Source organism: Peribacillus sp. NPDC101481 (genome assembly GCF_044767165.1).
Lineage (GTDB): Bacteria > Bacillota > Bacilli > Bacillales > DSM-1321 > Peribacillus.
Genome location: NZ_JBIWNJ010000001.1, coordinates 2,018,704 through 2,028,836 on the forward strand (window position 1 = coordinate 2,018,704; position 10,133 = coordinate 2,028,836).

9 protein-coding genes, 15 tRNA genes, 1 rRNA gene and 1 pseudogene are annotated in these 10,133 nt (G+C 37.6%); 5 read left to right on the plus strand and 21 right to left on the minus strand.

Annotated elements, in window-relative coordinates; all coding sequences use genetic code 11:
- Positions 1–305 precede the first annotated feature (305 nt).
- Positions 306–638, minus strand: coding sequence for a hypothetical protein (locus tag ACIROD_RS09755; RefSeq protein WP_402940018.1), 333 nt, complete (start codon positions 636–638; stop codon positions 306–308).
- 357 nt (positions 639–995) lie between these two features.
- Here ACIROD_RS09755 and ACIROD_RS09760 point away from each other — a divergent pair, with 357 nt between their 5' ends.
- The gene (locus ACIROD_RS09760) at positions 996–1,517 is read left to right on the plus strand and encodes a tyrosine-type recombinase/integrase (protein WP_402940186.1); all 522 of its coding nucleotides are present in this window, start codon (positions 996–998) and stop codon (positions 1,515–1,517) included.
- A complete protein-coding gene (locus tag ACIROD_RS09765) occupies positions 1,504–1,698 on the plus strand; it encodes a hypothetical protein (RefSeq protein WP_053533812.1) in 195 nt (64 codons plus the stop codon). Before ACIROD_RS09760 ends, ACIROD_RS09765 begins: the two co-directional genes overlap by 14 nt.
- A 270-nt stretch (positions 1,699–1,968) precedes the next feature.
- Here the strand turns inward: ACIROD_RS09765 and glsA are convergent.
- The 4 genes and pseudogenes from glsA to ACIROD_RS09785 all read right to left on the minus strand — a co-directional run bounded on the left by glsA (position 1,969) and on the right by ACIROD_RS09785 (position 5,508).
- A pseudogene (gene glsA, locus ACIROD_RS09770) lies at positions 1,969–2,909 on the minus strand (glutaminase A).
- Positions 2,910–3,284: 375 nt separating this feature from the next.
- Entirely contained in the window at positions 3,285–3,740 is a 456-nt protein-coding gene (locus tag ACIROD_RS09775; RefSeq protein WP_101223432.1) for a stage III sporulation protein AH, read from the minus strand.
- 396 nt (positions 3,741–4,136) lie between these two features.
- On the minus strand, positions 4,137–4,643 hold the full coding sequence (locus tag ACIROD_RS09780; RefSeq protein WP_402940022.1) for a hypothetical protein: 507 nt from the start codon (positions 4,641–4,643) through the stop codon (positions 4,137–4,139).
- 13 nt (positions 4,644–4,656) lie between these two features.
- Positions 4,657–5,508, minus strand: coding sequence for a S8 family serine peptidase (locus tag ACIROD_RS09785; RefSeq protein WP_402940025.1), 852 nt, complete (start codon positions 5,506–5,508; stop codon positions 4,657–4,659).
- Between the two features lie 694 nt (positions 5,509–6,202).
- Here ACIROD_RS09785 and ACIROD_RS09790 point away from each other — a divergent pair.
- From ACIROD_RS09790 to ACIROD_RS09800, 3 genes are all read left to right on the plus strand, one after another.
- Entirely contained in the window at positions 6,203–6,745 is a 543-nt protein-coding gene (locus ACIROD_RS09790) for a DUF6241 domain-containing protein (protein ID WP_402940028.1), read from the plus strand.
- 768 nt (positions 6,746–7,513) lie between these two features.
- Positions 7,514–7,720 carry a hypothetical protein gene (locus ACIROD_RS09795; RefSeq protein ID WP_402940031.1) on the plus strand — a complete coding sequence of 69 codons (207 nt, stop codon included), beginning with the start codon at positions 7,514–7,516 and terminating at the stop codon, positions 7,718–7,720.
- 277 nt (positions 7,721–7,997) lie between these two features.
- Positions 7,998–8,288 (plus strand): hypothetical protein, encoded by a 291-nt coding sequence (locus ACIROD_RS09800; RefSeq protein WP_402940034.1) that lies wholly within the window; start codon positions 7,998–8,000, stop codon positions 8,286–8,288.
- 327 nt (positions 8,289–8,615) lie between these two features.
- Here the strand turns inward: ACIROD_RS09800 and ACIROD_RS09805 are convergent.
- The 16 genes from ACIROD_RS09805 to rrf form a co-directional block, all read right to left on the minus strand.
- A tRNA-Leu gene (locus ACIROD_RS09805) sits at positions 8,616–8,696 on the minus strand.
- A gap of 8 nt (positions 8,697–8,704) precedes the next feature.
- Positions 8,705–8,778: transfer RNA gene (locus ACIROD_RS09810), tRNA-Cys, on the minus strand.
- An 8-nt stretch (positions 8,779–8,786) separates the two neighbouring features.
- Positions 8,787–8,861 (minus strand) — tRNA-Gly (locus tag ACIROD_RS09815).
- Between the two features lie 3 nt (positions 8,862–8,864).
- Positions 8,865–8,939: transfer RNA gene (locus tag ACIROD_RS09820), tRNA-Gln, on the minus strand.
- Between the two features lie 35 nt (positions 8,940–8,974).
- Positions 8,975–9,050, minus strand: a tRNA-His gene (locus ACIROD_RS09825).
- 17 nt (positions 9,051–9,067) lie between these two features.
- A tRNA-Trp gene (locus ACIROD_RS09830) sits at positions 9,068–9,141 on the minus strand.
- Positions 9,142–9,151: 10 nt separating this feature from the next.
- Positions 9,152–9,235: transfer RNA gene (locus ACIROD_RS09835), tRNA-Tyr, on the minus strand.
- 16 nt (positions 9,236–9,251) lie between these two features.
- Positions 9,252–9,327, minus strand: a tRNA-Thr gene (locus ACIROD_RS09840).
- Between the two features lie 7 nt (positions 9,328–9,334).
- Positions 9,335–9,410 (minus strand) — tRNA-Phe (locus tag ACIROD_RS09845).
- 12 nt (positions 9,411–9,422) lie between these two features.
- Positions 9,423–9,498, minus strand: a tRNA-Asp gene (locus ACIROD_RS09850).
- A gap of 5 nt (positions 9,499–9,503) precedes the next feature.
- Positions 9,504–9,577: transfer RNA gene (locus ACIROD_RS09855), tRNA-Met, on the minus strand.
- A 105-nt stretch (positions 9,578–9,682) separates the two neighbouring features.
- Positions 9,683–9,758, minus strand: a tRNA-Val gene (locus tag ACIROD_RS09860).
- A 15-nt stretch (positions 9,759–9,773) separates the two neighbouring features.
- Positions 9,774–9,848: transfer RNA gene (locus ACIROD_RS09865), tRNA-Glu, on the minus strand.
- Positions 9,849–9,857: 9 nt separating this feature from the next.
- Positions 9,858–9,949 (minus strand) — tRNA-Ser (locus tag ACIROD_RS09870).
- Between the two features lie 5 nt (positions 9,950–9,954).
- Positions 9,955–10,029 (minus strand) — tRNA-Asn (locus ACIROD_RS09875).
- A 9-nt stretch (positions 10,030–10,038) separates the two neighbouring features.
- Positions 10,039–10,133, minus strand: a 5S ribosomal RNA gene (gene rrf, locus ACIROD_RS09880); the annotation flags it as partial.

Genomic DNA, 10,133 nt, shown 5'->3' on the forward strand with positions numbered 1-10,133 from the left:
TTGGTTAAGCTCCAAACAGGCTAATGTCAATGTTCTGTATGCAACAAATAAGGCCTCCCCCGCTGTGTACCCGGTTCGTCACCAAGCATTTCAGTGAAGACCTTATTTACCAAACCAATTATTATTCTCCGTACACGCCATTAAGCCAACCAGCAAAATCTTTGGAAGTAACTTTCAGGAATGTTTCGTATATATCCAAACCTTTTCCCAATTCTCAACTTGTTCCGATATCCCTGACCTCCCCGGATGTCCTTGTAGTGAATCCTGAATTTCAAATTTCCGGATGATCCATAGGAACTCAGCTGCTATTCCAAGTGTTCAATGCATTCGACCGTGTATTCGCTAGGTTCCATGTCGTTTTCTTCGATACCAAACCAATTGGAAGTGCGACCTTCATTAGCGCTATCTTTACAATAGTTCACCATAGAACCTGCTGGATTATCTTCAGATTCAGACTCTTGATCGCTCATCTCTTCAAAATTCACCGATCGCTCGTTATGACGCTCTCTGTCTACCTTTTCATTCTCCAGGTCTGCGAACATGAACATGCAGTAAAAAACGGCTATCATAATTGCCATAGTAATCAACCTTGAGCTTAAAGGCAGTACCTTTTTCAATATAGCTAAAACTCTCTTCATGGCGGTTTCCCCAATCCTACTAAAGCATAATAAATTCAGAATGAATTAATTCATCTATTAAATATCCATCAATAACACTAGTTTAGAAAAATATTACTATTTTCAGTATATCAAGTTCCAGAAGTTTTTTATGCTATTATTCAATAAACAACTAAAATACTCCGAACCCTATAAAAAGGACAGTCCAAAAAATATCAGTATACTCCTCAAATTGACTTCCATCCTTTTTCAGTGTTACTCTTAAAAGTATACATTCAAAATACTGATTCCATTAGTGTGAATTAAGGGTGAACACATTTGCCGAAAGAACATTTAATAGACGTTCAACCAATCAGATCATTGGAAAAATTAGATGATATGAAATGGTCATTGAAAAGACATTGCAGCGAGAGAGACTACATATTGTTCTTGTTAGGCATCAATACCGGATTGCGTGTAACTGATTTATTATCGCTGAAGATAAAGGACATTAAAGGCAAGATGGAGGTCATCATCAAGGAAGGGAAAGCAAAAAAGCCAAGAATGATACAGCTTAATACTATATGTAATGAATTGGCCGCCTATATAGCCACCATTGATGGTGAATGGCTATTCCCCTCACGCAAGGGCGATAAGCCAATAAGTAAGATACAAGCTTACAGACAGCTTAATAAAGCAGCTGACATGGTGGACATCGAGGGCGTCGGTACACATACCATGCGGAAAACATTCGGGTACTGGCACTTTAAACGAAGTAAGAACCTCGCTGAGTTACAAATGATCCTTAACCATTCACACCCTGTAATTACACTTAAGTACATTGGGGTTGCTGAAGAAGGAACAGAGGGCAGCTTAAATGACTTTACACTATGGGAGGACGGAAGAAATGTCACTGACTGAATACAATGCAAAATATGAATCTATCATTCGCAGCAATATTTCCGACAGACAAAAGGCATTGAAGTTAGCTGATCTAATGACCGATATGGAAGGCCAGCTAAAAAATGAAATCGGGGAACATCGAAATAAAGAGGTAAATGCTTTATATAAAAAAGTATCTCTTTTCTCCAACTTGTTATAACCAGCTTAAGACCTTGCCCTTATGTGCAGAGGTCTTTTTTTCCTAGAAAGTTAAAGCTTTAAACTGAACCTCATTTATAATGCATCTGATAGGCACTTTTCATCTTCCTGTAACACCACAACATAACACAATGAAAAAGCTCTATTCCAAACTTCATTCCCTCTCTTCTCTGACTCTCCTAAGCCGTATGCTTAAGATTTAATTCCAGACAACTTTCGAATAAAAAAGTTAATTAATATCATCCGGTACACTCGGTAATGGTTTCAATGTTTACAAATTAAACATACTTAAGGAATACTTTTTCGCCATCATTTCCAAGATTTTTATCCCGGCAACGCTGTTCCCCTTCTCATCCAGCGCTGCACCATAAATTCCAATCCCACATTTTCCGGGGACGGCTCCCATGATTCCCCCTGACACACCGCTTTTAGCCGGTATGCCAACATTAATGGCAAATTCACCTGATGCGTTATACATGCCGCAAGTAACCATGAATGTCTTGCAAATACGGGCAATGTCCCCGGGGATGATTTGCTTTCCCGTCAACAAATCTTTCCCATTCATGGCAAGCACACAGCCTATCCTCGCTAAATCCTGACTGTCCATTTCAATGGCACACTGCTTCGAATACAATTCAATTAAATCCTCCACATCCTCATTTATTACATTATGCTGCTTTAAAAAATAGCTTAACGACCTATTCAAGTCTGCTGTATTGTATTCTGACCGGGCAACATCTTCATTAAAACCGATAGTAGGATTTTGCGTCAACTCCCGGATAAAATGTAAAATACGCTGAAATCGCTCATTTACACTGTTACCTGCAATCATATGGGTCACAGTCAATGCTCCTGCATTGATCATCGGGTTTAACGGCTTGGATGGCTTGTTTGTCTCTAACTTGGCAATCGAGTTAAAAGGGTCGCCGGTAGGTTCTTTTCCTACATAGGAAAAGACATATTCTCTCCCTTTTCCATTAATACCAAAGCAAGTGTCAAAACTTTTGATATGCTTTGCAGGGTCATTTTACCTCTTACATCCCCAGCACAATATCCTTTTCCGTCAGGATAGTAAATTGCAACAGACAAATCCCCAGGATTCGCCTTCTCAAGAGCCGGTATATAGTCTGCCACTGTTCCCATATTTGTATGTTTTTTTGCCTCATCGACCAGTTGCTGTAATTCTTCATTGGAACTGCATTGACATCCCATATTGTTCACAATTTTCCGCCCCTTAGAAAATTTGTTTTGTGAAGTGTTCTTTTAGATAGTGGTTTTATTATTTATTACCATATTTCATCGATATTATTTAAAAAACTACGAAGCGGCACTTTCCTGGTTTTAGATTTCTTAAATAATAATTCTTTAAAGAAATTTTCATATGCTTCTTACTGATACTAATTCACCCATTATAAGGTCTAACCATACTCCCCTAATCTAAATGCATACGGTTCTGAATTATTTTCGTCGTGTTTAAAGAAAAAAGACCTCACATAATCGTTGAGATCTTGATTTTAATGCTGCGTTGGAATCAAATAGGGTTCATCTTTTTTTGTTATGTGTATATATTCAAAGACATATCATTGGTTAATCATCCAATTCTTCAACTCTTAAACCTTCAATACCCATAATTTTTGAAGCTTCGGTTTCATTCTCAGGAAAAATGAAGCATTGTTTTTCATGAGAAGAAGTAGCCAGCCAGACCTTTCCTTGTTTAAAAAAAGACAAATCCTCAGGCAAATTAGGCATTTCCCACTGAAAAAGAGATTTTGCAATCATTTTTATTATTGATTTTGCATTCCCATCAGCATAAAAATAATAAACATTTGCAGTTTGATTATCACCAAGAGTTGTACTAGCCCATGTTGATTCGCTTCTCATTTCTTTTAATGATGCTTTGAACTTATTTATGATTTCCTCTAAGTCTTTTATTGCACCCATATCGGTTCTAATAACTAGATGAAATTCATCACATACTTCAAAGCATAAATCAATTAGTTCCTGATAAACTCTATTTTTTGGATCCCTTTCAACGCTTAACATCTTGTCCCCCCTATTTATAAATCAAGCATATTACAATACGAGATTATTTTGCACTGCCATAGAACGCATGTGCACCCTCAATCCGAATACCTTTACCATTTCTATCGTATCCAGAGAGTGGATGATAGTGCCAAACCATGTTCTTTCCATTTGAAACTTCTGCAGCTGTCACTTTCTTAATTGGACTTGCTTCTTTAGCGATTGTCTGTGCATTAGTTTTAGAAGTTGACCAAGTATTATTCTTACTCTTTAGTCTATTAACTGCACTGGTTTTGCTAAGACCTGATCCAATAAATAACTTTTTAGATTTTTTATCTACTGTAGCAACATAATGATTATATCTTTTTTTCTCTTTATTAATAAAATTATTAACTTCAATATATGCAACAGTTCCTACTAAGAGTCAGCACCTGCAGCATATAAAACTGAGATAGCTTTTGCAGATAATGTTATTCCCCAAGGTATAGCAAACAGAACAGTTGGTGTAGCAACAGAAGAATCATAAATAAATATCTCTCCAGTTTCCATGGACGTATATGTCGCTTGCATTCCGTACTCATCTAATTTTTCAATTACGACTTTATATTCTTCTATTTCATTTTCACTATTTTCACTAACAACACTTAATTGATTATTCCCCGGATCAATATCAATTGCTACCGTTGTGTCCTTAATCTCCCCAACTTCACTATCCACTGAAACCTCTATACCAACATTATCCGCGGAATAATCAATATTAACCAAATCAATATTTTCATCTAGTAACTGTTCTTCATATAATTCAGTAGAAGTAATTGATCCTTTTTGCGTAGCTCCGTATACATTATTATAAGGTACTATTAGAGAAAAAATTAAACTTGTAATAAACAAAATTATCATACTCTTTTTTTTATTTGTATTCATAACTAAAATCCTCCTATCTATAATAGGTGATAACATTAATTCTATTTTCTTTTTTGATTTGTTTGTTATGTTTTAATATTGAATTAAGTGATAAAACTCCAGTAACATAGGCCGTTGCTAGTGACGATCCATCTTCTAAAACAGCCTTATTATCATTTTGAAATACAAGTATTCCTTCACCTGGTGCAAATATATCTATCTCCCCAATTGAATTAAATGAACTAGACTCTAATTTTTTATTTATACTACCAACTGAGATAACATTTTCATATCTGGCAGGAAAATCTAAGTTTAGTCCATAATTATTTCCTGCAGAAGCTATAATAATTATCCCTCTTTCTATGGCCTCATCAACTACTTTTCTCAACTCAGGAACATCTTGCTTAAATCCAAAACTAATATTAATTAAATCTACCTTTTTATCCATACTCCATTTGATTCCTTCTATAACATGAGAAACTTCTCCCCCTCCTTGATCATCAATTACTTTTACATCGTATATTTCTATTAAAGGGTTAATTCCTTGCACAGTTTCATCATTTTGCTTTGCTGCAATTATGCCTGCAATTGAAGTTCCATGACCATATATATCTTTTGTATATTTACTTTTATTGATTACATTATATTTTGCAACAATTTGTCCTCTTAATGCAGGGTGTTTATCATTAATACCGCTGTCTAAAATTGCAACTTTTTTAGGTTTATCCAATCTATTAATTGTATATTCTTTATCAGGAAATTCTAAACACATTGCCCAGTTTTTTTGACATTCCACTTCATTAAATTTCATCTTAATTTCTTCATTACTAGAATCGCATGCTGATAAAATAAACATAATCATCAAGTAATAAATAGATTTTTTCATGATTACACCTCAAATCAACAACTGCATTTATCTAAGTTACAACCACCTCTCTTAATAAACAGATTAATTAATCAACATACAATTTTATTATTTAACTTTGAGATATCAAAAAGATTGAATAATTCGTAGTTTACCATTTATTTCTTTTTAATAAATTTCTTTTATGAATCAAAACACATCAATAATAAGTCATAAAACTGGAGAAAACGTGACTTATGCATCATGAATCAATATTAATTTCTGAATTTATGACTTTTTTTAAACTATATATTCTTTAATTTGAAATAGTTGCATTTAATATTGAAATCAATTTATCTAAAATATTTATTACATCGAATCATTAGTCCAATAAACGCAGGGTTATTTCTTTAACTAAGGGGTTGGTCCATATTATAGGGCTAAACAGTTTTTACAGATTGACCTTCTTGTGGAATTATAGAAAAAAGGCGACCAATTGCGGTTGCCTTTTCTACTTGCACGGAGGTATCGCCAATGCCCCTGTTCATAGAGTCAACAGTGGTCTCAGGATACTCTGTATTGGTTACCAATAAAAAAAATTTATCTATATATGGTTACTTAATAGTTTAAGATTATTTGTTAATGTTTTATGTTAATATCATAATGGTTAGCTTATCCATAAAAGGATGTAACCGAAATCAGTGAATAATCGAACTATGACTCGGAGGAACTTATCATGAATAAATTTAGATGGTCAATGGTTTCAATTATAGCTGCTGCAGCAGTTCTTGCAGTGGTAATAACATTACAGCAGAATGCCAAAAAGTATGAAGCAACGCATAATGAACCAAATACCGATATTTCTGTTATGGATGTTACGGGGAAAATTAAGAAAGATAAAGATTTGGAAGAGCAAACTTCAGAAAAAGAACAAATTCTATATGAATTAGGCCTTGGCCCAGCTTCAACTGCAGAAGACGTTATGAAAACTATGCATAGTATGACTCATCAAAAAGTAATTTCTGAAGAAAAATGGTACAACCTTGAGATGGCTCCTGAAAACATCAGTGCAGTTTATGAATTTATTAAAGACAGCGACATCGGCTTCACACTTAAAAGAGAATTGTTAAAAATCGCAGGAAACTGGAAAGAAGGAAACTTCGACAATATAGTGGAAGATCACAACTACCTTTGGGGTGCTCAAAATGGAAATGTTGGTAAAGCTACCGGAGTTCTTACTCCTGAACAAGAAGCAGAATTTGTAAAAGATAACTTTTAATAGTCATTAAAAATCGAGGCCATCGAGTATTTTTATTAATCAAAACAATGGCCTATTTTCGCCAACAGTAAAAATTTGATTCGCGGATTTTTGGTACAGCAGAAGAGAGGATTTAGGCGGATATGCTTGGGGTAATACGGGTATGCTCCGGCTGCCCCTTCCGTATACACACGAGTATGTCTTTGTTGGCATGCGAGTTGCTTTAATCGTTTTATTTATTTCATTGCATGAACAACGCAATTATTTCCGATATCTTTAAGCGCTCCACTTCGTAATCTTCCCCGCATAGTTTTATTCCATCGCATAGCAAATCCGTTGGTCGAATTTTTCGGAATGACGTCTATAATCGGCTTTTGTTGTCGGTATAATCCGTATCTAAGTCACGCAGCATATTAGTATTTTCCGTTAGAAAGGCCGCTGGCGCTATTATGTTCTAATGCGTTTTAACACATTCGATACATAAACCCTCATGAAGGATATTAAAACGTCGTGTCAGTACGTTTAAATGGGGCATTTTCATTTAAAATGTTTAAAGATAAATATACAAAACCAATTTCAACCACCCCCCCGCCAATTTAGGCAGAGCTCGTCCTCATAGTTTGATGAAAACGAGGAAAATCACCCCTTGTAAAAAACGGAGCAACTTCACTGTTCTTTAAAGAAGATTTAATTTAAAAAAAGAAGGAATTAGAAGCGCTTAGACGGAAATATATATTATTGCATAAGCTTTCATATGTATTTAACATTTGATGGAAAGTAGGAAAAGCCATGGGAAAATCGAAGAGTTTACAAGAAATCTATAACGCCAACCGTCCAGAAAATAATGAACTTTTCCGAGCGATACAACAGCATCTACAAATGAAGCATCCAGACAAACGAATGACAGCTACGAGAACATTGCAAATAATTGTGGCTGATAGTGTTTCATCTGGAGAGCTGCGTAACGTGGAAGCCCGCCTTCTTCACAGTTTATAACGACCTGTTGTTTCATAAGCCCTTTGAAATGTTGTTAGAACACAGAAAGGATCTTCGTTTCGTAACTCAGCAACATTCATTCTTTTGCTTACTTAGTGCACTTTGGTGCAATCACTTTGCCTCTGGAAAAGTGTCTGTTTTCTATTTATTTAATTTGATTACAGATTCAAATGGTGAGTAAAAATGCTCGAAAGATAAAGATTGACAACGTTTTTAGTGTGCCTCATACTAGTGGTGACTCAAATGACAGAATATTACGAATAGTGGAGGGGTAATTATGAATAAGGTTTTCGTTCCTAACGCAATCGCCACATTAACAAGACTTTTCTACAGTTCGACTACAATGAATGAGTATTTAGCGATGAGAACCGCCCAATTCTACATTGAAGACCTGAAATTACTGCAAGACGTGGAAGCTGTTGCCTTGGCAATTGAAAATCAAAATGCTTTCGCATTAATGTCTAAATTTAAATTATTTGATTATAAGGCTGCTGAAAAAATTGAAATCGCACTATCCTCTTCTGGCTATACGGAAGCAGACCTAAGTGCTATGAATATTGAAATCTAAATTTATTTTTTTAAAACGAATGGTAGAGTTAATACTCTTTGACCCATTCGTTTTTATTTTTAATCGTAAGAACAAACATTGATAAAATAAACGATTTCTGTGCATAAGATTCTATCACCATTCAAACTCCGATAAGCTGCCAAACTGTTTGATTCGATTTTGTATGTTCCTTGGTTTCAATTTCCTTCATTCTAGAGTGATTAAAAACCATTGCACACTACCTCCGCACATTATTTGTACATATTCTATAATGCGTCATGAACACAAAAAAGCTTCACACAATTAAGTGTGAAGCTTGATGTAATAGCGATCCTTCGCTATTGGTGATACCGGTGGCCGGGGTCGAACCGGCACTCCAGAGGAACACGATTTTGAGTCGTGCGCGTCTGCCAATTCCGCCACACCGGCATGTTTGTTGGAGGCGGCAACCGGAATCGAACCGGTGGTAAAGGTTTTGCAGACCTCTGCCTTACCGCTTGGCTATGCCGCCAACGTTTTTGGAGCGAAAGACGGGATTCGAACCCGCGACCCCAACCTTGGCAAGGTTGTATTCTACCACTGAACTACTTTCGCATATGGCTGGGCTAGAAGGGATCGAACCTTCGCATGACGGAATCAAAATCCGTTGCCTTACCGCTTGGCTATAGCCCATTAACGTTGTAATCATTATATCATATTTTATTAAATGGGGCGACTGATGGGAATCGAACCCACGAATGCCTGAACCACAATCAGGTGCGTTAACCACTTCGCCACAATCGCCATTATAGGATTTAAATTGGCAGGGGTAGTAGGACTCGAACCCACACTGGAGGTTTTGGAGACCTCTGTTCTACCTTTAAACTATACCCCTGTAATAAAGATGGTGGAGGGGGGCAGATTCGAACTGCCGAACCCTAAGGAGCGGATTTACAGTCCGCCGCGTTTAGCCACTTCGCTACCCCTCCGCATATGGATGAAACATGGTGCCGGCAAGAGGACTTGAACCCCCAACCTACTGATTACAAGTCAGTTGCTCTACCAGTTGAGCTACACCGGCACTACTATGGTGGCTCAGGACGGAATCGAACCGCCGACACAAGGATTTTCAGTCCTTTGCTCTACCGACTGAGCTACTGAGCCAAACAATAAAAATGGCGGTCCCGACGGGAATCGAACCCGCGATCTCCTGCGTGACAGGCAGGCATGTTAACCGCTACACCACGGGACCATAGATTGCGGGGACAGGATTTGAACCTGCGACCTTCGGGTTATGAGCCCGACGAGCTACCGGACTGCTCCACCCCGCGACGGTAATAATGTTGCTTTTTATGCATCAAGTTTTCGTGTTAAGCGTTTCAATGGGCTGAAATGATCAATCCTTTATGCAGAAACAACTTGATGTTATTGAAAAATGGTGGAGGATGACGGGATCGAACCGCCGACCCTCTGCTTGTAAGGCAGATGCTCTCCCAGCTGAGCTAATCCTCCAATATGTTGTCTAAATGGTGACCCGTACGGGATTCGAACCCGTGTTACCGCCGTGAAAGGGCGGTGTCTTAACCGCTTGACCAACGGGCCAGGTATAAATGGCGGAGAGCAAGGGATTTGAACCCTTGAGACAGGGTTACCCGTCTACACGATTTCCAATCGTGCTCCTTCGGCCACTCGGACAGCTCTCCAATAATGGCTCCGCAGGTAGGACTCGAACCTACGACCGTTCGGTTAACAGCCGAATGCTCTACCACTGAGCTACTGCGGAACAATATAAGCTTGGCGACGTCCTACTCTCACAGGGGGAAACCCCCAACTACCATCGGCGCTGAAGAGCTTAACTGCCGTGTTCGGAATGGGAACGGGTGTGAC